Raw genomic sequence first — 20,575 nt, 5'->3', positions numbered from 1 at the left:
GCATGAGGGCCGCGTATGGACGGCGTCAATATGCCGCGGGGCCGCGTCAAGGCGCCGCTAGCACTCGACGAAATGCCTGATTTATAGCCCTTTTGTGGGAGCTGGGGCTGCTACCAATGACCCCGCAACACACAACCTCTCACCAACTCTCACGAGGAGACCCGCGATGGCTGACCTGGCCTTCGTACTCCTGACGGTCGCGTTCTTCGCGCTCGTCGCCGCCATCGCCAAGGGGGTGGCCAAGCTGTGAACGCGGACAGCGTTGTCGGCCTCGTCGTCGCCGTCGCCCTGCTGGGCTACCTGGTGCTCGCCCTCATCTTCCCCGAGAGGTTCCAGTGAGTCCCACCATCGCGGGGATCCTGCAGATCTCCCTGCTGATAGCCCTGCTCGCCGCGGTGCACCGCCCGTTCGGCGACTACATGGCCAAGGTCTACTCCTCGGACAAGCACACGCGTCCGGAGCGCTGGATCTACCAGGCCATCGGGGCCAACCCCGACTCCGGCCAGCGCTGGGGCATCTATCTGCGCAGCGTGCTGGCGTTCTCGATGTTCTCGCTGCTCGGCCTGTACGCGCTGCTGCGCTTCCAGGACAAGCTGCCGTGGAACCTCGGCTTCCAGCCGATGAAGGCCGACCAGGCGTTCAACACCGCCGCGTCCTTCACCGCCAACACCAACTGGCAGTCCTACTCCGGTGAGTCCGCGGTCGGCCACACCGTGCAGATGGCCGGCCTGACGGTGCAGAACTTCGTCTCGGCGGCGGTCGGCATGGCCGTCGCGGTCGCCCTCGTACGCGGCTTCATCCGGGTTCGCACCGGCGAAATCGGCAACTTCTGGGTCGACCTGGTGTGCGGCTCGGTCCGCATCCTGCTGCCCATCGCGGTCATCGGCACCATCGTGCTGGTCGCCTCGGGCACCCTTCAGAACCTCGCCGACCCGCACACCGTCACCACGCTCAACGGCGGTACGCAGACCATCACCGGTGGTCCGGTGGCCTCGCAGGAAGTCGTCAAGGAGCTCGGCACCAACGGCGGTGGCTTCTACAACGCCAACTCCGCGCACCCCTTCGAGAACCCGAACGCGTTCACGAACCTGTTCGAGATCTTCCTGATCCTGGTCATCCCGTTCTCGATGCCGCGCACGTTCGGCACGCTGGTCGGCTCGGCCAAGCAGGGCTACGCGATCCTCGGCGCGATGTTCGCCCTGTGGTTCGTCGCGGTAGTGCTGATGACCTGGACCGAGATGCACCACAACGGCACCGCCCTGGAGATCGCGGGCGGGTCGACGGAAGGCAAGGAGCAGCGCTTCGGCGTGCCGGGCTCATCGCTGTTCGCGACGTCGACGACCATGACCTCGACCGGCGCGGTGAACTCGTTCCACTCCTCGTTCACCGGCCTCGGCGGCGGCCTGACGATGCTCGGCATGATGCTCGGCGAGATCTCGCCCGGCGGTGTCGGCTCCGGCCTCTACGGCATGTTGATCATGGCGATCCTGGCGGTCTTCGTGGCGGGCCTCATGGTCGGCCGCACGCCCGAGTACCTGGGCAAGAAGATCGGCGCCGGCGAGATGAAGCTCGTCGCGATGTACATCCTGGTCGTCCCGGCCACCATCCTCACGATGACCGGCATCGCGCTCGCGCTCCCGGGTGAACGCGCCTCGATCCTCAACTCCGACTCACCGCACGGCCTGTCGGAAGTGCTGTACGCGTACACGTCCGGTGCCAACAACAACGGCTCCGCCTTCGCCGGCCTGGGCGCGAACACCGAGTACTACAACACCACCATCGGCTTCGCGATGCTGATCGGCCGGTTCCTCACCATCGCACTCGTCCTCGCACTGGCCGGCCGCCTGGTCGAGCAGCGCCACGTCCCGGAGACGGTCGGCACGCTCAAGACCCACCGGCCGCTGTTCGTCGGCACGCTCATCGGCGTGATCGTCATCGTCACGGGCCTGACCTTCTTCCCGTCTCTCGCCCTCGGCCCGATCGCGGAGGGGCTCGCATAACCATGACCACCACACTCAACGCTCCGCAGAGCGCCCCCACCCCGTCGCCCGAGCACCCGTCCGGCCCCGGCCGCGTCTCGGCCGGCCTCTTCGACCCCGCGCAACTGCTGCGCTCGCTGCCCGAGGCGCTGCGCAAGCTCGACCCGCGCGTGATGGTGCGTACGCCCGTCATGTTCGTCGTCGAGATCGGCTCGGTCCTCACCACCGTCATGGCGGTCAAGGACCCCGGCACCTTCGCCTGGGTCACCGCCGTCTGGCTGTGGCTGACCGTGCTGTTCGCCAACCTCGCCGAGGCGGTCGCAGAAGGCCGCGGCAAGGCGCAGGCGGACACGCTGCGCAAGGCCAAGACCGACACCGTCGCGCGGCGCCTCGTCGGGGACCGCGAGGAGCGCGTGCCCGGTGCCGACCTCAGGATCGGCGACCTGGTCGTCTGCGAGGCCGGCGACGTGATCCCCGGCGACGGCGACGTCGTCGAAGGTGTCGCGAGCGTCGACGAGTCGGCCATCACGGGCGAATCGGCGCCCGTCATCCGCGAGTCCGGCGGCGACCGCTCGGCGGTCACGGGCGGCACCAAGGTGCTGTCCGACCGGATCGTCGTCAAGATCACCACGAAGCCCGGCGAGACCTTCATCGACCGGATGATCGCCCTCGTCGAGGGTGCCGCAAGGCAGAAGACGCCGAACGAGATCGCCCTCGACATCCTGCTCGCGTCGCTCACGATCATCTTCCTCTTCGCGGTCGTGACGCTTCAGCCGCTGGCCGTCTACTCCGGCGCCGAGCAGTCGCTCGTCGTCCTGGTGGCCCTGCTGATCTGCCTGATCCCGACCACCATCGGGGCCCTGCTGTCCGCGATCGGCATCGCGGGCATGGACCGGCTGGTCCAGCGCAATGTGCTGGCCATGTCCGGGCGCGCGGTCGAGGCCGCGGGCGACGTCAGCACGCTGCTGCTCGACAAGACCGGCACCATCACGCTGGGCAACCGCCAGGCGAGCGAGTTCGTCGCGCTGGACGGCGTCGCCCAGGACGAACTGGCGGACGCCGCGCAGCTCTCGTCGCTCGCCGACGAGACGCCCGAGGGACGGTCGATCGTGGTGCTCGCGAAGACCGCGTACGGCCTGCGCGAGCGCCACGAGGGCGAACTCGGGCACGCCGAGTGGATCGCCTTCACGGCGCAGACCCGCATGTCCGGTGTGGACCTCGTCGAGAGGGACGGCGTACGCCGCATCCGCAAGGGCGCCGCCTCCGCCGTCAACGCCTGGGTCGCCGAGCACGGCGGCTCCGTACCGCGGCAGTCCGGCGAGACCGTCGAAGCCATCTCCGCGGCCGGCGGCACCCCGCTGCTGGTCGCGGTCGAGGACTCCGACGGCGCGCGCGTCCTCGGCGTCATCCACCTCAAGGACGTCGTCAAGGAGGGCATGCGCGAGCGGTTCGACGAACTGCGCCGCATGGGTATCCGGACGATCATGATCACCGGCGACAACCCGCTGACCGCCAAGGCGATCGCGGACGAGGCCGGCGTCGACGACTTCCTCGCCGAGGCCACTCCCGAGGACAAGATGGCGCTGATCAAGCGCGAGCAGGCGGGCGGCAAGCTCGTCGCCATGACCGGCGACGGTACGAACGACGCGCCCGCGCTCGCCCAAGCGGACGTGGGCGTGGCCATGAACACCGGCACTTCCGCCGCCAAGGAAGCCGGCAACATGGTCGACCTCGACTCGAACCCGACCAAGCTCATCGAGATCGTCGAGATCGGCAAGCAGCTCCTGATCACGCGCGGTGCGCTCACCACGTTCTCCATCGCGAACGACGTGGCGAAGTACTTCGCGATCATCCCCGCGATGTTCGCGGTTGCGGGCGGCCCGGCGGACCTGGCCCCGCTCGACAAGCTGAACATCATGCACCTGGCGACGCCGGAGTCGGCGATCATCTCGGCGGTCATCTTCAACGCCCTGATCATCGTCGCGCTCATCCCGCTGGCGCTGCGCGGCGTGCGCTACCGGCCCATGTCGGCGGACAAGATGCTGTCGCGCAACCTCGGCGTCTACGGCCTGGGCGGCCTGATCGCCCCGTTCGTCGGGATCAAACTCATCGACCTGGTCGTCTCGCTCATCCCCGGAATCGGTTGATAACCATGGCCACCCAGACAAGCACCCGCATCCGCGTCTTCCTCGCGGGACTGCGCGCCCTGCTGGTCCTCACGGTCCTGCTCGGCATCGCCTACCCGCTGGCCATGACCGGGATCGCGCAGGCCGCGTTCCCCGCCCAGGCCAACGGCTCGAAGGTGAAGGTCGACGGCAAGGAGGTCGGCTCCAGCCTGATCGGCCAGAGCTTCGACCTCGTCGACGGGGACGGCAACCCGCGCCTGTTCGACGCCCAGGGCCAGGAGGTCGTCGGGCACGAGGCCGACGACGGCACCGTGACCTACACCTACCTCGCGGGCGGCGCGCAGCTGTCCGAGGAGCAGGCGGAGAGCGTCGGCACGCAGCCGGACCCGTCGTGGTTCCAGCCGCGGCCGTCGGCGGGCGGCTACGACCCGCTGGCCTCCGGCGCCTCGAACTACGGCCCGGAGAACCCCGAGTTCATCCAACTGGTCAAGGACCGCAAAGCCGCGGTGGCGTCCTTCAACGGCGTCCCCGAGGACCGGGTCCCGGCCGACGCGGTCACCGCGTCCGGCTCGGGCCTCGACCCGCACATCTCGAAGTCGTACGCGCTCATCCAGGTGAACCGCGTCGCCGCCGAACGCGGGCTCGATCCGGCCGTCGTCGGGAAGATGGTCGACGACCACGTCGACGGGCGTGTCATCGGCATCCTCGGCGAACCCCGCGTCAACGTGCTGGAGCTGAACATCGCACTGCAGAAGGCGGCCAAGGCGGAGTAGCCCCGGCCTCCGGGCCCACTTCGCCGGGTGGGCCCGGATCGTTCGGAATCCCCTGATGAGGACGACAATGGACGCCATGGGACGCGGAAAGCTGCGCATCTACCTGGGCGCCGCCCCCGGCGTCGGCAAGACGTACGCAATGCTGGGCGAGGGACAGCGCCGCCGGGCCCGCGGCGCGGACGTGGCGGTCGGTCTGATCGAGTGCCACGGACGCCCGCGCACGGCGGAGATGCTGGAGGGCCTGGAGGTCGTCCCGCGCCGCGAGATGGAGCACCGGGGATCGGCGTTCACCGAGATGGACGTCGACGCGGTCCTGGCCCGGCGCCCGAAGGTGGCGCTCATCGACGAGCTCGCCCACACCAACGTGCCCGGCTCGCGCAACGCCAAGCGCTGGCAGGACATCGACGAGATCCTCGACGCCGGCATCGACGTCATCTCGACCGTCAACATCCAGCACCTCGAATCCCTCAACGACGTCGTCGAGTCGATCACGGGCGTGCCGCAACGCGAGACCGTGCCGGACGCCGTCGTACGCCGCGCGAACCAGATCGAACTGGTCGACATGTCACCGGAGGCCCTGCGCCGCCGCATGGCCCACGGCAACGTCTACGCACCCGAGAAGGTGGACGCGGCGCTGTCCAACTACTTCCGGGTCGGCAACCTCACCGCACTGCGCGAACTCGCGCTCCTGTGGGTCGCCGACCGCGTCGACGAATACCTCCAGCAGTACCGCGCCGAACACGACATCAGCGCCACCTGGCCCGCCCGCGAGCGCATCGTCGTCGGCCTCACAGGCGGCCCCGAGGGCGACACGCTCCTGCGCCGCGCCGCCCGCATCGCCACGCGCGGGTCCGGCGGCGAACTGCTGGCCGTGTACGTCTCCAAGAGCGACGGCCTCACCGGCGCCTCACCGGAGGCCCTGGCCCAGCAGCGCGCCCTCGTGGAGTCCGTGGGCGGCACCTTCCACTCCGTGATAGGCGAAGACGTGCCCAGCGCGCTGCTCGACTTCGCACGCGGCGTGAACGCGACGCAGATCGTGCTCGGCTCCAGCCGCCGCAAGCCGTGGCAGTACATCCTCGGGCCGGGCGTGGGGGCCACTGTCGCGGCCTCGTCGGGCGACATAGACGTGCACATCGTCACGCACGAGCACGCGGGGGTCGGGCGGACGGTACGCGTACCGCGGTCCGCCGTCAGCCGGCGGCGCCTGCTCATCTCCTGGCTCTTCGCCCTGATCGGCCCGCTGCTCCTGACCGTCGTCATGGCGCAGAGCCGCGACCACCTGGGCCTGTCCACCGAGATGCTGCTCTACCTGCTGCTGACGGTCGGCGTGGCGCTGCTCGGCGGGCTGTGGGCGTCCACCCTGACGGCCGTCATGTCGTCGGTCCTGCTGAACTACTACTTCACGCCGCCACTGCACACGCTGACCATCCGCGACGCGGAGAACATGTTCGCGCTGGGCGTCTTCGTCCTCGTGGCGCTCTCGGTCGCGTCCGTGGTCGACGTCGCCGCACGGCGCACCCACCAGGCCGCGCGCAGCCAGTCCGAGTCCGAGACGCTGAGCTTCCTGGCCGGCAGTGTGCTGCGCGGCGAGCAGGCACTGCCGGCGCTGCTGGAGCGGGTGCGCGAGGCGTTCGGCATGGAGTCGGTCGCCATGCTGGAGCGGACCGAGCCGCACGGGCCGTGGGCGTGTGTCGGCAGCGTCGGCCCGCATCCGGTGCGCAAGCCCGAGGAGGCCGACGTCGACGTGCCGGTCTCCGACTCGATGGCCCTCGCCCTGTCGGGCCGCATGCTGCCCGCCGAGGACCGCCGGGTGCTCGGCGCGTTCGCGGCCCAGGCGGCGGTGGTCCTGGAGCGGCGGCGCCTGGTCGCCGAGGCCGCGGAGGCGCGGCGGCTGGCCGAGGGCAACCGGATCCGCACCGCGCTGCTCGCGGCGGTGTCGCACGACCTGCGTACGCCACTCGCCGCGATCAAGGCCAGTGTGTCGTCGCTGCGCTCGGAGGACGTGAGCTGGTCGCCCGAGGACGAGGCGGAGTTGCTGGCGGCCATCGAGGACGGCGCCGACCGCCTCGACGCGCTGATCGGCAACCTGCTCGACATGAGCCGCCTGCAGACCGGGACCGTGACCCCGCTGTTCGGCGACGTCGCCCTCGACGAAGTGGTCCCGAGCGCGGTGCTCGGGGTGCCGGAGACCTCCGTCGTCCTGGACGTCCCCGAGACGCTGCCGACCGTGTGGGCCGATGCCGGGCTCCTGGACCGGGTGCTGGCCAACGTCATCGAGAACGCGGTCAAGCACAATCCGCCGGACCGCCGTGTGCACGTACGCGCGGAGGCAGTGCGCGATGGCGTGGAGCTGCGGGTCGTGGACCGCGGCCCGGGGGTGCCCGACGAGGCGAAGGAGCGCATCTTCGAGCCCTTCCAGCGCTACGGCGACGCCCCGGCGGGCAACGGCGTCGGCCTCGGACTGGCCGTCGCCCGCGGTTTCGCGGAGGCGCTGGGCGGTTCCCTGGCTGCCGAGGACACCCCCGGCGGCGGGCTCACGATGGTGCTGACACTCCGGATGTCCGCCGGCCGCCCGCCGGCCGGGCAGGGTGCCGCGAGCGAAGCGCCCGTCCCGGCGGCGACATGATGCGTCGCACCCGGCGGACCGGGTACCGCAGCAGGACGGGCCAGGGGGCCGGGACGACGGAGGGGCGCGGGTTCGAGGGTTTCGACGGTTTCCTGAGCACGACTCATAGTCGAACAGATATTCGACATGGGCGTCGATGCCACGCCGCTGGAATCCCACGAACGAGTGAACACTTCGGTGGCCGCGCAGTCGCGGACGCCGCGCGAACGGGTTCGGAACGTACGGAGGCAATTCGATGACACGGGTGCTCGTCGTGGACGACGAGCCGCAGATCGTCCGCGCGCTGGCCATCAACCTCAAGGCCCGGGGCTACGAGGTCGACACCGCCGCGAACGGCACTCAGGCGCTCGCCGCGGCCGCCGACCACCACCCCGACGTGGTCCTCCTCGACCTCGGGCTGCCCGACCTGGACGGCGTCGAGGTGATCCGCGGGCTGCGCGGCTGGACCAAGGTGCCGATCATCGTGCTCAGCGCGCGGCAGGCGTCCAACGAGAAGGTCGCGGCGTTGGACGCGGGTGCCGACGACTACGTCACGAAGCCCTTCGGCATGGACGAACTGCTGGCCAGACTGCGTGCCGCGGTCCGCCGTTCGACCCCCGAGGACGAGGTGCCGGTCGTGGTCACCGAGGCGTTCACCATCGACCTCGCGGCCAAGAAGGCGCACCGCGACGGGGCCGACGTACGCCTGACCCCGACCGAGTGGCACCTGCTGGAGGTCCTGGTCCGGCACGCGGGCCGCCTGGTCAGTCAAAAGGCGCTGCTTCAGGAGGTATGGGGCCCGCAGTACGGCACCGAGACCAACTACCTGCGGGTCTACATGGCCCAGCTCCGCCGCAAGCTGGAGGCGGATCCGTCGCACCCCAGACACCTGCTGACCGAGCCCGGCATGGGGTACCGCTTCGAGCCGTGACGGGCCGCGGGCGGATCCCGGGTCACGTGTCGACCAGGTACCTTTGCGTTCATGAGTGGTGCCACCGGAGTCGAACGCGAGCCGGGCCGTTTCCGCCGGATGTTCAACCGGCTGACCTCGACCCACGAGGAGCTCGAGGCCGAGGAGCTGCAGCAGGACTGCAGCCGGCTGGGCTGCACGGCCATCGGGTCCGTCGTCGAGCGCGACCTCGTCACCGTCGGCGGGACCCTGCGCACGGTCACCTTCCGACCGCGGGCCGGCGTGCCCGCGCTGGAGGCGGAGCTGTACGACGGGTCCGGCGCCCTCTCGGTCGTCTGGCTCGGCCGACGCCGCATCGCCGGGATAGAGCCCGGCCGCCAGCTGGTCGCCCAAGGCCGTCTCACCACGGCCCAGGGCCGCTACGTCCTGTTCAATCCGAAATACGAGCTGCGTCCGGTGGGCAATGGGTGACCGAGATCTGCGAACCGGTGACGGCTGGGGTGGCACGGGGGAGGGCCGGCCGGTGACCGCGGAGGCCGAGCTCCCGCGTCCGGCGAGCGAGGCCGCGTCTCCCGGTTCGGGCGACGGGGCCGCTGACGGACATGCGGCGGCCGGCACCGGCGCCGAGGAGAAGGCATTGGACCGGGCGGACGACACCGCGGGCGGGGCGCACGCAGCCCCCGCGGGGGACGGCACCCCGGACAGCGCCATGTCGCTCGTGGCGGCGTTCGGCGGCGTGCGCGGCATGATCGACATGACCGTCCCCGGACTGGTCTTCGTCGTCGTCTTCACCATCACGCGCACGACCGCGACATCGGCGTACGCCGCCGTCGCCGTCGCCGCCGTCCTGGCCGGCATCCGGCTGATGCGCCGCGAGACCCTGATGCACGCGCTCGGTGGGTTCCTCGGCGTGGCGATCGCCGCCTTCGTGGCCATCAAGTCGGGCAAGGCGGAGAACTTCTACCTGCTGGGCGTGCTGCTGTCCGGCGGCTACGCGGTCGCCTACATGGTGTCGATCCTGGTGCGCTGGCCGCTGATCGGCGTCGTGCTCGGGCCGATCCTGGGCGAGAACTTCACGTGGCGGAAGAACCCGGCGCGGGCCGCCGCGTACACGAAGGCGACCTGGGTGTGGGTCGCGCTGTTCGTGCTGCGCATCGTCGTGCAGGTGCCGCTGTATCTGGCCGACAAGGTGACGTGGCTCGGCGCCGCCAAGGTGGCGCTCGGCGTACCCCCGTGGCTGGTGGCGATCTACCTGACGTGGCTCATCATGTCGAAGGCGCCGCCGCCGGTGAAGGTGACCTACGACGACGACCGGCCATCGGCCACAGGTTCGGAGTCGACCTCCCGCTGATCAGCAGACAACACTGAACGGCCGCTTGCGAAAGCGGCCGTTCATGTTGTGTGCCCGCAAGTCAATTTCCTGACTATCTCCCCGTTCGGCCGTATCCCGGCAACTAGCGTCCTTGTTATGCCTCGTGTGAAAGGAGGCGGGGACGGTGGCCGGAAACGGTGACCTTCGCGCACTGGTCGAAGAGGCCGGTCTGACGAGGCGTGAAATCGCCCGTTGGGTGAACGTGGTGGCCGAGCGCCGGGGGCAACACCTGGGATGCACCCATACCTCGGTGGCCCGTTGGCTCGACGGTGCCCAACCGCGTTGGCCCATTCCCGAACTGCTGGCCGAGGTTCTCGGCCGCAGGTTGGGATACGAACTTACGGTCAGCGACCTGGGCTTGCGGGACCGGCGCCCACCTGCCGCCGACCCTTTCGACGGGTTGAGTGTCGCTCGCACGGTGTCCGATATCCGCCGCGCCGTGGTCGAGCTGACGGGGAGAGACATGAACCGCCGCAATTTCCTGCTCGGCTCGACGTTCGGAGCCGCGGCCTTTTCGAGCCCGGCTTTGTTCTGGTCGACGGCGACCGGAGCGGAACCCGAACCGATGGAGCACGGCGGCAGTGGCCGGGTGCGCGAGGCGGATGTGGAGCGCATCCGCCAGACCGTCGTCATGTTCCGCAAGCTCGACCGCGCCCAGGGCGGCGGCGACTTGCGCGACACCGTGGTCAACCACCTCAACGGCGTCGCCCGGACCAAGCTGTCCGGGTCGTACGGCGACGACGTCGGGCGCGGCCTCTTCCGTGCGGTGGCGGAACTGACCGAGCTGGTCGGCTGGTTGTCGTTCGACTCGGGGCGGCACGCGCTCGCGCAGCGATACCACATCCAGGCGCTGCGGCTCGCGCAGGCGGCCGACGACCGGGCGTACGGCGCCTATGTCATGGCCAACATGGCCTGCCAGGCCGTCTACCTCGGGCACGGCTGGGAGGCCGTGCAACTCGCGCGCGCCGCCCAGCAGGGCGCGCGCGGCTCGCTGACGCACCGGGGCCAGGCACTGGTCCTGGCGATGGAGGCGCGCGGCCATGCGGCGCTCAGCGACGAGCGCGCGTGCGTCGAGGCGCTGAGCGCCGCGGAACGCAGCCTCGACGCCGCGGACGGCGACGACGACCCGGCCTGGTGCCAGTACTTCGACAAGGCCGAGCTGATCCACGAGTTCGCGCACTGCCACCGCGACCTGCGGCTGCCGCGCGCGACCCAGGAGTTCGCGAACGAGGCCATAGGGCTTCGGACGGACGGCTACACCCGCCGCTGCGCGCAGGACACGACGTTCATGGCGGCGGCGCACCTGGAAGAGGGCGACCTCGACCAGGCGTGCGCCAAGGCGTCCGAGGCGCTGGACATCGCAAGCCGGCTCAACTCGTCGCAGTGCAACGACTTCCTGCGCGAGTTCCGCACCCGGCTGCACCCGCACGAGCGCGAGCCCGTGGTCCGCGAGTTCAGCGAGCACGCCGAGGAGCTGTACGCCGGGATGGCCGTGTGAGCGCGGCCCACGCGCCCGTACACGTCGCCGCGAGGCAGCTCACCGCGAGACACCTCGCGAGGCACCTCACCGCGAGGACAGCAGGTCCTCCAGCTCCTCCTCGCGGTCCGGTGCGGCCACGAACAGCAGTTCGTCGCCCGCCTCCAGCGAGTCGTCCTTGCTCGGCACCAGCACGCGGCCCTCGCGGATGATCGTCACCAGCGCGGTGTCCACCGGCCACGCGACGTCGCCGACGCGCGTGCCGACCAGCGGCGTGTCCTCCGGCAGGGTCAGCTCGACGAGGTTCGCGTCGCCCTGGCTGAAGCGCATGAGCCGCACCAGGTCGCCGACGCTGACCGCCTCCTCGACCAGGGCGGACATCAGGCGCGGCGTGGACACCGCGACGTCCACCCCCCACGCCTCGTTGAACAGCCACTCGTTCTTCGGGTTGTTGACGCGCGCGACCACGCGCGGCACGCCGTACTCGGTCTTGGCGAGCAGCGAAACGACGAGGTTGACCTTGTCGTCGCCGGTCGCCGCGATGACCACGTTGCAGCGCTGCAACGCGGCCTCGTCCAGTGACGAGATCTCGCACGCGTCGGCCAGCAGCCATTCGGCCTGCGGGACCGACTCGACCTTGATGGCCTCGGGGGCCTTGTCGATGAGCAGGACCTCGTGGCCGTTCTCCAGGAGCTCGCCTGCGATGGAACGGCCGACCGCGCCCGCACCGGCGATCGCGACGCGCATCAGTTGGCCTCCGGGGCCTTCTCGAAGGCCGCCTCGACGGCGGCCACATCGGCCTGCTGCATGATCACGTGCACCAGGTCGCCCTCCTGGAGGACGGTGTCGGGGCCGGGCAGGATGCCCTCGCCCAGGCGCGTGAGGAACGCGACGCGCGCACCGGACGCCTGTTCCAGGCCGGACAGCCGGTGCCCCACCCACTGCGGGTTGACGTGCACCTCGGCGAGTTGCACGCTGCCGCTCGGGTCACGCCACAGCGGCTCGGCGCCGCTCGGCAGCAGACGCCGCAGCATCTGGTCCGCGGTCCAGCGCACGGTGGCCACGGTCGGGATGCCGAGGCGCTGGTACACCTCTGCACGCCGGGGGTCGTAGATACGTGCGACCACGTTCTCGACGCCGAACGTCTCGCGGGCCACCCGCGCGGCGATGATGTTCGAGTTGTCGCCGCTGCTGACCGCGGCGAACGCACCCGCCTCTTCGATACCGGCGGCGCGCAGCGTGTCCTGGTCGAAGCCGACGCCCGTGACGCGGCGGCCGGAGAAGTGGGAGCCGAGCCGGCGGAACGACGTCGCGTCCCGGTCGACCACGGCGACCGAATGTCCCAGTTCCTCCAGGGTCTGCGCGAGCGTGGATCCCACGCGCCCGCATCCCATGATGACGATGTGCACGGCCGTCCTTCCGGCGTTTGTCGCTGATGTCCGCGTTGGTGGCTGCTCAGGTGCAATGCACCTCTGCGGCCTGCCACCAGGGTGACAGACGTTTTGGCGACGTTACACGCGGGAGGTGACGAGAACCCGGCAGGCGTACGGAATGATCCGATCACGGCGGGCCCCGGCGTGTGGGCAACCTGCGCAGCGTACGATCGCCCGCGTGTCAAGACTCGGCGGACTTTCCAAACGCATTCTCGTCGGCAGAGCGATCCGCAGCGACAAGCTCCACGAGACCCTGCTGCCGAAGCGCATCGCCCTCCCGGTTTTCGCATCCGACGCGCTGTCGTCGGTGGCATATGCGCCCGACGAGATCCTGCTCACGCTGTCGATGGCGGGGTTGGCCGCGTACCACTTCAGCTGGCAGGTAGGCCTCGCCGTCGTCGTGGTCATGCTGACGGTGGTCGCGTCGTACCGCCAGAACGTGCACGCGTACCCGAGCGGCGGCGGCGACTACGAGGTGGCGACCGTCAACCTCGGGCCCAGCGCGGGCCTCACGGTCGGCAGCGCGCTGCTGGTCGACTACGTGCTGACCGTCGCCGTGTCGATCTCGTCCGGCGTGGCGAACATCGCGTCGGCCATCCCGGCCATAGGCGAGCACAAGGTGTTGTACGCCGTGCTGCTCGTGCTCCTGCTCATGGCCATGAACCTGCGCGGGGTGCGCGAGTCGGGCTCGGCGTTCGCGGTCCCGACGTACCTGTTCATGTTCGCGATCATCGGCATGACGCTCTTCGGGTTCATCCGATACTTCTTCACCGACGCCGACATGCGGGCCGAGAGCGCCGGCTTCGGGATCACCGAGGAGGACTCCTTCACCGGTATCGCCTTGGTCTTCCTGCTGCTGCGCACGTTCTCGTCCGGTTGCGCGGCGCTGACCGGTGTCGAGGCGATCAGCAACGGCGTCCCGGCGTTCCGCAAGCCCAAGAGCCGCAACGCCGCCTCGACGCTGCTGCTCATGGGCACCATCGCGGTCACGATGCTCATGGGCATGCTGGCGCTCGCGAGCATCACCAAGGTGCACTTCGCCGAGGACCCGGAGCACCAGATCACCGGGGCCCCCGCCGACTACGAGCAGAAGACGGTGGTCGCCCAGGTCGCCGACGCGGTCTTCGGCGGGACGTTCGCGCACCCGATGTTCTACCTGGTGCTCGCCGTGACCGGGTTGATCCTGGTGCTCGCGGCGAACACCGCGTTCAACGGCTTCCCGGTGCTCGGCTCGATCCTCGCGCAGGACCGCTACCTGCCCCGCCAGCTGCACACGCGCGGTGACCGCCTCGCGTTCAGCAACGGCATCATCATGCTGGCGGGTGCCGCGATCGTGCTGATCGTGGCCTTCAAGGCCGAGCCGACCAAGCTGATCCAGCTCTACGTGGTGGGCGTGTTCGTGTCGTTCACGATGAGCCAGGCCGGCATGATCCGGCACTGGACGCGGCACCTCAAGACCGAGGACGACCCCGCCACGCGGCGGCACATGGTCCGCAGCCGCCTCATCAACGCGTTCGGCCTGTGCATGACGGGCGCGGTGCTGGTCATCGTGCTGCTCACCAAGTTCCTCCAGGGGGCCTGGATCGCCATCCTCGCGATGGTCGGCCTGTTCGTGATGATGAAGGGCATCCGGCGGCACTACGACCGCGTGTCCGAGGAACTGGTCGCGGACCCGGACGAGGACATGAAGCTGCCCTCGCGCGTGCACGGGATCGTGCTGGTGTCGAAGCTGCACAAGCCGACGCTGCGGGCACTCGCGTACGCCCGGGCCGCGCGGCCCAGTGTGCTGGAGGCCGTCACCGTCGGCGTGGACCCGGCCGAGACGGACGCGTTGCGCGAGGAGTGGGACGAGCGCGGGATCGAGGTGCCGCTCAAGGTGCTCGACTCGCCGTACCGCGAGATCACCCGGCCGATCATCGAGTACGTCAAGAACGTGCGCCGGTCCAGCCCGCGCGACGTGGTGACGGTGTACATCCCCGAGTACGTCGTGGGCCACTGGTGGGAGCACATCCTGCACAACCAGAGCGCGCTGCGCCTCAAGGGGCGCCTGCTCTTCACCGCGGGGGTCGTGGTCGCCTCGGTGCCGTGGCAGCTTGCGTCGTCGGACCGGGTCAAGCACGCGAAGGGCTACAACGCGCCGGGCGCGGTGCGGCGCGGCGAGCCGGCCCCCAAGACCAAGCGCGGGGCCGGAGCCGGGGCCGGGATCGGCGACGGTTCGGGCGGCGGGTCGGGCGGCGCGGCCGGGGGCGGCGCCGGAAGCGGGGCCGGGGACACGCGGGAGCCCTGAGCCCGGGGCCGGACACCGTAGGCTGGGGGGTCGCGCGCGGAGATCGCGCGCGGCCCCCGCCGCGTTGCGGACGGCCATGCCGTCCCTCTTCCCGGCGCCCTCGACCGTCTCCTGCTCCCTTCCGTTTTTCTCCGTTCCCTTCCGTTTTCTGTTGCCTGTGCGGCCGTCGTGCCGCCGTTTGCGAGGAGTTCCGTGCCCACGTCGCGATCCCTGGGATCCGCAGGATCGAAGCCCGCCGCCGGCGACGACGCCGCCGAGGCGGTCGAGTCCCTGGTCGGGGCCCGGTACGAGGTGGAGATCGGCCCGGTCGCCCACGGGGGCCACTGTGTGGCCCGCCACGAGGGGCGCGTGCTGTTCGTCCGCCACGGGTTGCCGGGCGAGCGGGTCGTGGTCGAGGTCACCGACGGCACGGCCACTTCGCGGTTCCTGCGTGCGGATGTCGTCGAGGTGCTGACCGCATCGCCCGATCGGGTGAAGCCCGCGTGTCCGTACGCCGGGCCCGGTCGCTGCGGCGGCTGCGACTGGCAGCACGCGACCCCCTCCGCGCAGCGCGGTCTCAAGGCCGCCGTCGTCGAGGAGCAACTGCGTCGGCTCGCCGGCCTGGAGATGGAGGTCGAGGTCGAGGCCGTCGACGGGCCCCCTGGCCTCCCGGAGGGTTTGGGGTGGCGTACGCGCGTGCAGTTCGCGGTCGACCCGGCCACCGGCGCGGCGGGTCTGCGGCGGCACCGCTCGCACGAGGTGGAGCCGGTGGACGCGTGTGCGATCGCGGCTCCCGGCATCGAGGAACTGGGCATCGAGCGCCGTGACTGGACCGGTGTCGTCGCGATCGAGGCGGCCGCGGCGAGCGGCTCGCTGGACCGTGCCGTCGTGGTCACGCCGGCCGAGCAGGACGGCCGCATGCCGATCGTCGAACTGGACCGCCCGGTGTCGGTGTTCCGCGCCGACGACAAGGGCCGGGTGAAGCGCGTGCACGGGCGCGCGGGCGTGCGCGAGGTCGCGGCGGGCCGGACCTGGCGCGTGTCGGGGAACGGCTTCTGGCAGGTGCACCCGGCCGCCGCGGACACTCTCGTCGGTGCCGTCCTGGACGGCCTGGAGCCGCGCCCGGGCGACGTGGCGCTCGACCTCTACTGCGGAGTCGGCCTCTTCGCGGGGGCCATCGCGGAGCGGCTCGCCGACGGTGACACGGTCATCGGGATCGAGTCCTCCCGCGAGGCGATCGAGGACGCGCGGCACAACCTGCGCGAGACGCAGGGCGCGCGCTTCGAGGTGGGCAAGGTCGAACGCGTCCTCACCCGGCCGGGTTTCCTGCGCCGTGCGGACGTCGTCGTGCTCGACCCGCCGCGTGCCGGGGCGGGACGCACCGTCGTGGAGCGGATCGCGCGCTTGACGCCGCGGCGCATCGCGTACGTCGCGTGCGACCCGGCCGCGCTGGCCCGCGACCTGAAGTACTTCGCGGAGCGCGGCTACCGGCTGCGCGGGCTGCGCGCATTCGATCTGTTCCCCAATACGCACCATGTCGAATGCGTGGCGGTGCTGGAACCGGCGCCCAAGAAGCGCTGACCCGGCGGACGGGGGCTGTTGTTCGGACCCTGTCGTTCGGATCCTGTCGGACAGCTCGCGTCGCGCCGGGGCTGGACGGCCTGCCTGACGTGGACGGCTCTCCTTCGTGCGCGCGCTTGCGAGGCGCGGGGCTTGGGAGGGCCGGAGGGCACGGCTGCCGAGGTTCTGCGGGGCCGGGCGCATGCCGGGCGTCGTCGGGCCGGGCAGGGTCCGAAAGAGCGCGACTAGCCGGGCATGCCGAGCGCCGCCACGTGTCGAAGCATGCGTGTCGGGTACGAGGCGGCGCGTCAGAGTTCGAGGCCGCGCAACAGGATTTCGAGTCCGCCGCGGAACTCCTCGTCGGGGCCGATGCCTTGCGCCTCGCGGGCGGTCGAGCCGAGATGCGGGTGGTCGGCGGGGTCGAGCGCGGCCAGGGCCGCGGTGCCCGGGCCCGCGAGGGGGCTGAAGTGCTCCACCTGGAGCGCGCCGAAGACGTACGCGAGCAGGGCGCGGAACGCCACGACGCGCCGGGCCGGTCCGAGGCCCGCGTCGGCGAACACGCCGAGGACGGCGTCTCCCCAGCGCATCGACGCCGGTGACGTGTGCCGGTGGGCCAGGATGAGCGGCACGACGGCGGTATGTGCGCCGACCACGGTCCGGACGCGCTCGGCCAGCACGGCGACTTGGCGGCCTCGCGGTTCGGCGGCCGGGACGGTGGTGTCGACGCCGGCCAGTACGTGGTCGACGACCAGCGCCTCGAGTTGCGCGCGGTCGGCCACGTAGCGGTACACGGACATCGTGCCCATGCCGAGTTCTGTCGCGACGGCGCGCATGGTGAGCCCGTCGAGGCCGTCGCGGTCCAGGACGCGGAGTGCGGCGGCGGCGATCTGGGGGTTTGTGAGGGAGCGTGGTCGAGGCATCGGTTGACAGCGTACAAGGTACGCTCATAACTTCGTAAGCGTACGTCGCACGCTTACGAGGGAGGTCCGATGGGATCCGGCTTCAACGGCAAGGCAATAGGCGTGGAAAGCGTCGTCGCGGCACGGGAGTTGCCGATCGTCGGCGCGAAGGGTGCCGTCGGTGCCGTCGGGGTCGGCGGCGATGCCGGGGCCGATGCCGGGGCCGAAGTCGCCGCCGACGTCGGGGCGGTGGTGTCGGTGCCCGACGCGGAACGGCTCGTGCACCTCCAGTTCCGGCGGTTCGCGGGCTGCCCGGTGTGCAACCTCCATCTGCGGTCGATCGTGCGGCGGCACGACGAGATCACCGCGGCCGGGGTGAAGGAGGTCGTCGTGTTCCACTCGCCCGCGGACGAACTGCGCGAGCACGTTGCGGACCTGCCGTTCGCCGTGGTCGCCGATCCGGACAAGCGCCTGTACCGCGAATTCGGCGTCGAGTCGGCTCGCCGCTCGTTGCTGAGCCCGCGCGCGTGGCTGCCGATCCTGCGGTCCCTGGCCCGGTCGCTCCCGCGGATCGTCACCGGCAAGGACCGCGCCCCGGCCGCCACACCGCACGGCGGACGCCTCGGCCTGCCCGCCGATTTCCTGATCGCGCCGGACGGCCGGGTCGTCGCCGCGATGCACGGCACCCATGTGTACGACCAGTGGTCGGTCGACCGCATCCTCGAGCTGGCGCGCGGGCATGCTCACGGCCACAGGAACTCGCGCTCCCAGGCCCCTTCGGCGAGCTGATAGCGCAGCCGGGTGTGCTTGCGGTCCGTCCGGCCCTGCCAGAACTCGACCGCCAGCGGGCGTACGACATACAGCACGTATGCCTCGGCAACCCGGTCCGGCTGCGCTGTCACGCGCTCCCGCGCCTCGACGAAGGCCCGGTCCAGTTCGGCGGTGTCGCGCAGCGGGCGGCTCTGTCGGCCGACGTGCGAGGCCGCTCGCGCGCCGGGCGGGCGCATCAGGAAGTCCCCGGCGCAGGCCCGCCGGTCCGCCCGGCCGACGGTGCCGCGGACCCGGATCTGACGGCCCTGTTCGGGCCATGAGAAGACCAGGGCCGCGCGTGGCAGGGCGGTGATCTGCTCCGCCTTCGGACTGGTCGCGTCGGTCGCGAACCACCACCCGGTTCGGTCCACCTCCCGGACCGTGAGAGTGCGTGCGTCGGGGAATCCGTCGGCGTCGACGGTCGCCAGGGTCATCAACTGCGGTCGTGCCACGCCGCCCTCGACGGCTTCGGCGAGCCAGGCCAGGAACTGGTCCGTCGGCTCGGCGGCGGCGGTCGCGGTCGCGAAGCCGGGCAGGGCGTCGCCGAACACGGTCAAAGTCCGCAACAACTCTCGTGCGCTCATTGCCGCATGATGCCCGTCCCGTACCGCTCCTCAAGCCCACTCGGGGGGTTCTGTGGACAACCTGTTGTCTCGGTCGAACAGCCTTCACTCTTAAGGGTGTTCCGGACCAGGTTTATCCACAGAATCGCTCCGGGTGGCGCAGCGGCGGTCCGGGGCGGGTGACCGTTGAGGCACGGCGTCGATCACCGCGACGCCGGTCCTGAACGGAGGCCAGCCATGACCGAAGCCCTCACCCAGCCGATCGCCCAGCCCATCGTTTCCGCGAAGCCGAAGTCGACGTCGGAGTCGCAGCCGCAGATTCGGACTGAACCGCAACCGCAGGCACAGGCCCGGTCGCTGTCGCAGTCGCAGGCACAGTCGCCGACCCGTCCGCAGCATCCGACACAGGTCCGTCCGCAGGTCCGCCCGCCGGCCCGGCCGGTCGGTCGGCCCGCGGTGCGGTGCACGACGCACGCGGCCGTACGTCCGGCAGGTGCCGCGCCGGTCAAGCGCGCCGCCCGATCCCGGGGCGGCACCTCGGCCGCCGCCGAACTCGACGACCAGCTCGCGCTCGCGGCGACCACCGGGCAATGCCTGGTCGCCGTCTCGCGGGCCCTGCGCATGGCGCTCCGGGCCGTCGAATCGTGGCGGGCGGATCCAGGCCGCGCCGGGTGCCTCTGCCGTGCGGCCGAGGAAATCCGGGTCGCCATCGCGTTGATCGAGGGTGTCACGCCACCCAGACTCCGCCGGGGTGCGGTTTGGACCGGCCCGGTGGAGGAGGTGGTGCGGTATCCGGTGAGCACCGTCGCCCGACTGCTGGGCCGGACCGTGCGTGTCATGCGGGGGCTGGCGCAGGGCGGGGCCACGCCCTCGTCGTCGGGCCCGAGCCAGGGCACGGCGGCCGTGACGCTCGACGCCACAGCCCGCACCCAGTGCCGGACCGCGTGGGAGCACGCCTTCCACTCGCTGGTCCGCCTGCGCGCCGTGCAGGAGGCCGCCACCTGGTTCCCGGATTCGCCGGTAGACCCGTGGCTCCTGCTCGCGGCAGAGGCGCCGTTCCGGTTGGACTGCCCGCAGTGCGACCGGCTGCGCCGTCGGCGTCGAAGCACCGCATCCGGGGACGGTGACGAGCACGTGGGGGCCAAGATCATCCCATTCCCCCAGCGGCCCGGACCGCGATCATCGGGGACGAACGATGTGTGCCGACCGGGGCGTTCGAGGGAGTGACAGTCGCGGTGTCATCCACGACTCAAGCACCCGTGGTCTCTTCACCCGCGGCCGCGTCGTCCGCGGCCCCGTCATCATCCGTGGCCGCGTCATCCGGCGCCGAGGCGACGGCGGCCCCGTGCCGGTCGGCCCAAACTCCGAGGGCCAGGATCGGCGCCAGCAAGTCGAGTCCCGCGGGGGTCAGTTCGTACTCGACCCGGGGCGGAGCTTCGGCATAGCGGTGCCGGGTGACCAGGGTCAGGCGTTCCATGCGGCGAAGCGTCTGCGTCAAGACCTTCTGGCTCACGCCCCCGATGGCTGCGCGCAGTTCGCCCGGGCGCATCGGACCGTCGCGGAGCATGTACACGATCACCGGAAGCCACGTGTTCGCGAAGAGTTCGGTTGCGAAGCGCGCGGGGCAGTCCGCCTCGAAGTCGCCGTAGGGGGCGTATTCCACCAGGTGCGTCGTGGGCTCGGCCATGCGCTCGATCATGCCCCAGCCGTTGCGCACCTGGAGGTGCCTATCGGTCCGCATACGTTCCTGTCGGGCGTCGGGATCGGCGCTCCTCGGACGACACCACAACCAGGAGTTGGTT

Annotated in this window: 18 protein-coding genes; 13 read left to right on the top strand and 5 right to left on the bottom strand. The window is 70.8% G+C overall.

Features of this window, described 5'->3' with window-relative positions; all coding sequences use genetic code 11:
* The first annotated feature begins 246 nt into the window (after positions 1–246).
* The 9 genes from kdpF to ACWD12_RS30980 all read left to right on the top strand — a co-directional run bounded on the left by kdpF (position 247) and on the right by ACWD12_RS30980 (position 11,263).
* On the top strand, positions 247–339 hold the full coding sequence (kdpF, locus tag ACWD12_RS31020) for a K(+)-transporting ATPase subunit F (protein ID WP_358354225.1): 93 nt from the start codon (positions 247–249) through the stop codon (positions 337–339).
* Positions 336–2,000, top strand: a complete 1,665-nt coding sequence (kdpA, locus tag ACWD12_RS31015; protein ID WP_450102326.1) for a potassium-transporting ATPase subunit KdpA — start codon at positions 336–338, stop codon at positions 1,998–2,000. The genes kdpF and kdpA overlap by 4 nt, the downstream gene beginning before the upstream one ends.
* A gap of 2 nt (positions 2,001–2,002) precedes the next feature.
* Positions 2,003–4,126: a potassium-transporting ATPase subunit KdpB gene (kdpB, locus tag ACWD12_RS31010; protein ID WP_450102325.1), complete on the top strand. Its 2,124-nt coding sequence runs from the start codon at positions 2,003–2,005 to the stop codon at positions 4,124–4,126.
* A 5-nt stretch (positions 4,127–4,131) separates the two neighbouring features.
* Positions 4,132–4,878 (top strand): potassium-transporting ATPase subunit C, encoded by a 747-nt coding sequence (locus tag ACWD12_RS31005; RefSeq protein ID WP_450102324.1) that lies wholly within the window; start codon positions 4,132–4,134, stop codon positions 4,876–4,878.
* Positions 4,879–4,954: 76 nt separating this feature from the next.
* Positions 4,955–7,504 (top strand): DUF4118 domain-containing protein, encoded by a 2,550-nt coding sequence (locus ACWD12_RS31000; RefSeq protein WP_450102323.1) that lies wholly within the window; start codon positions 4,955–4,957, stop codon positions 7,502–7,504.
* Between the two features lie 235 nt (positions 7,505–7,739).
* Positions 7,740–8,414, top strand: a complete 675-nt coding sequence (locus ACWD12_RS30995) for a response regulator (RefSeq protein ID WP_358354238.1) — start codon at positions 7,740–7,742, stop codon at positions 8,412–8,414.
* A 51-nt stretch (positions 8,415–8,465) separates the two neighbouring features.
* Positions 8,466–8,864 (top strand): OB-fold nucleic acid binding domain-containing protein, encoded by a 399-nt coding sequence (locus ACWD12_RS30990; RefSeq protein ID WP_358354240.1) that lies wholly within the window; start codon positions 8,466–8,468, stop codon positions 8,862–8,864.
* 52 nt (positions 8,865–8,916) lie between these two features.
* Positions 8,917–9,744 (top strand): DUF3159 domain-containing protein, encoded by an 828-nt coding sequence (locus ACWD12_RS30985; RefSeq protein ID WP_450102322.1) that lies wholly within the window; start codon positions 8,917–8,919, stop codon positions 9,742–9,744.
* A 484-nt stretch (positions 9,745–10,228) separates the two neighbouring features.
* Entirely contained in the window at positions 10,229–11,263 is a 1,035-nt protein-coding gene (locus tag ACWD12_RS30980; RefSeq protein WP_450102321.1) for a transcriptional regulator, read from the top strand.
* A 66-nt stretch (positions 11,264–11,329) separates the two neighbouring features.
* Here ACWD12_RS30980 and ACWD12_RS30975 read toward each other — a convergent pair whose 3' ends face one another.
* Together ACWD12_RS30975 and ACWD12_RS30970 are read right to left on the bottom strand one after the other, a co-directional pair.
* Positions 11,330–11,989, bottom strand: a complete 660-nt coding sequence (locus tag ACWD12_RS30975; protein WP_450102320.1) for a potassium channel family protein — start codon at positions 11,987–11,989, stop codon at positions 11,330–11,332.
* A complete protein-coding gene (locus ACWD12_RS30970; RefSeq protein WP_358354248.1) occupies positions 11,989–12,651 on the bottom strand; it encodes a potassium channel family protein in 663 nt (220 codons plus the stop codon). The genes ACWD12_RS30975 and ACWD12_RS30970 overlap by 1 nt, the downstream gene beginning before the upstream one ends.
* A gap of 202 nt (positions 12,652–12,853) precedes the next feature.
* On the opposite strand from ACWD12_RS30970, the gene ACWD12_RS30965 reads away from it, so the two are divergent.
* Positions 12,854–14,962: an APC family permease gene (locus ACWD12_RS30965; RefSeq protein WP_450102319.1), complete on the top strand. Its 2,109-nt coding sequence runs from the start codon at positions 12,854–12,856 to the stop codon at positions 14,960–14,962.
* Positions 14,963–15,172: 210 nt separating this feature from the next.
* Positions 15,173–16,522 (top strand): class I SAM-dependent RNA methyltransferase, encoded by a 1,350-nt coding sequence (locus tag ACWD12_RS30960; protein WP_450102343.1) that lies wholly within the window; start codon positions 15,173–15,175, stop codon positions 16,520–16,522.
* Between the two features lie 287 nt (positions 16,523–16,809).
* Here ACWD12_RS30960 and ACWD12_RS30955 read toward each other — a convergent pair whose 3' ends face one another.
* A complete protein-coding gene (locus ACWD12_RS30955) occupies positions 16,810–17,421 on the bottom strand; it encodes a TetR/AcrR family transcriptional regulator (RefSeq protein ID WP_450102318.1) in 612 nt (203 codons plus the stop codon).
* A gap of 69 nt (positions 17,422–17,490) precedes the next feature.
* Here ACWD12_RS30955 and ACWD12_RS30950 point away from each other — a divergent pair, with 69 nt between their 5' ends.
* A complete protein-coding gene (locus ACWD12_RS30950; RefSeq protein WP_450102317.1) occupies positions 17,491–18,189 on the top strand; it encodes a peroxiredoxin-like family protein in 699 nt (232 codons plus the stop codon).
* Here the strand turns inward: ACWD12_RS30950 and ACWD12_RS30945 are convergent.
* Complete coding sequence (locus tag ACWD12_RS30945) at positions 18,144–18,794, bottom strand: pyridoxine/pyridoxamine 5'-phosphate oxidase (protein WP_358354257.1); 651 nt, start codon at positions 18,792–18,794, stop codon at positions 18,144–18,146. The two genes, ACWD12_RS30950 and ACWD12_RS30945, sit on opposite strands and share 46 nt — an antisense overlap.
* A gap of 216 nt (positions 18,795–19,010) precedes the next feature.
* Here ACWD12_RS30945 and ACWD12_RS30940 point away from each other — a divergent pair, with 216 nt between their 5' ends.
* Entirely contained in the window at positions 19,011–20,000 is a 990-nt protein-coding gene (locus tag ACWD12_RS30940; RefSeq protein WP_450102316.1) for a hypothetical protein, read from the top strand.
* A gap of 22 nt (positions 20,001–20,022) precedes the next feature.
* Here ACWD12_RS30940 and ACWD12_RS30935 read toward each other — a convergent pair whose 3' ends face one another.
* Positions 20,023–20,514, bottom strand: a complete 492-nt coding sequence (locus ACWD12_RS30935; protein WP_450102315.1) for a winged helix-turn-helix transcriptional regulator — start codon at positions 20,512–20,514, stop codon at positions 20,023–20,025.
* Positions 20,515–20,575: the final 61 nt, after the last annotated feature.

The sequence above is a fragment of the Streptodolium elevatio genome, assembly GCF_053592165.1.
This window is presented reverse-complemented; position numbering and strand designations above follow the sequence as displayed.

What these genes read in the sequence shown, in the direction of transcription:
- kdpB (WP_450102325.1), top strand. Translation starts at nt 2,003, where the DNA reads ATGACCACCACACTCAACGCTCCGCAGAGCGCCCCCACCCCGTCGCCC.
- ACWD12_RS31005 (WP_450102324.1), top strand. Translation starts at nt 4,132, where the DNA reads ATGGCCACCCAGACAAGCACCCGCATCCGCGTCTTCCTCGCGGGACTG.
- ACWD12_RS31000 (WP_450102323.1), top strand. Translation starts at nt 4,955, where the DNA reads ATGGGACGCGGAAAGCTGCGCATCTACCTGGGCGCCGCCCCCGGCGTC.
- ACWD12_RS30995 (WP_358354238.1), top strand. Translation starts at nt 7,740, where the DNA reads ATGACACGGGTGCTCGTCGTGGACGACGAGCCGCAGATCGTCCGCGCG.
- ACWD12_RS30990 (WP_358354240.1), top strand. Translation starts at nt 8,466, where the DNA reads ATGAGTGGTGCCACCGGAGTCGAACGCGAGCCGGGCCGTTTCCGCCGG.
- ACWD12_RS30980 (WP_450102321.1), top strand. Translation starts at nt 10,229, where the DNA reads ATGAACCGCCGCAATTTCCTGCTCGGCTCGACGTTCGGAGCCGCGGCC.
- ACWD12_RS30975 (WP_450102320.1), bottom strand. Translation starts at nt 11,989, where the DNA reads ATGCGCGTCGCGATCGCCGGTGCGGGCGCGGTCGGCCGTTCCATCGCA.
- ACWD12_RS30955 (WP_450102318.1), bottom strand. Translation starts at nt 17,421, where the DNA reads ATGCCTCGACCACGCTCCCTCACAAACCCCCAGATCGCCGCCGCCGCA.
- ACWD12_RS30950 (WP_450102317.1), top strand. Translation starts at nt 17,491, where the DNA reads ATGGGATCCGGCTTCAACGGCAAGGCAATAGGCGTGGAAAGCGTCGTC.
- ACWD12_RS30945 (WP_358354257.1), bottom strand. Translation starts at nt 18,794, where the DNA reads ATGAGCGCACGAGAGTTGTTGCGGACTTTGACCGTGTTCGGCGACGCC.
- ACWD12_RS30940 (WP_450102316.1), top strand. Translation starts at nt 19,011, where the DNA reads ATGACCGAAGCCCTCACCCAGCCGATCGCCCAGCCCATCGTTTCCGCG.
- ACWD12_RS30935 (WP_450102315.1), bottom strand. Translation starts at nt 20,514, where the DNA reads ATGCGGACCGATAGGCACCTCCAGGTGCGCAACGGCTGGGGCATGATC.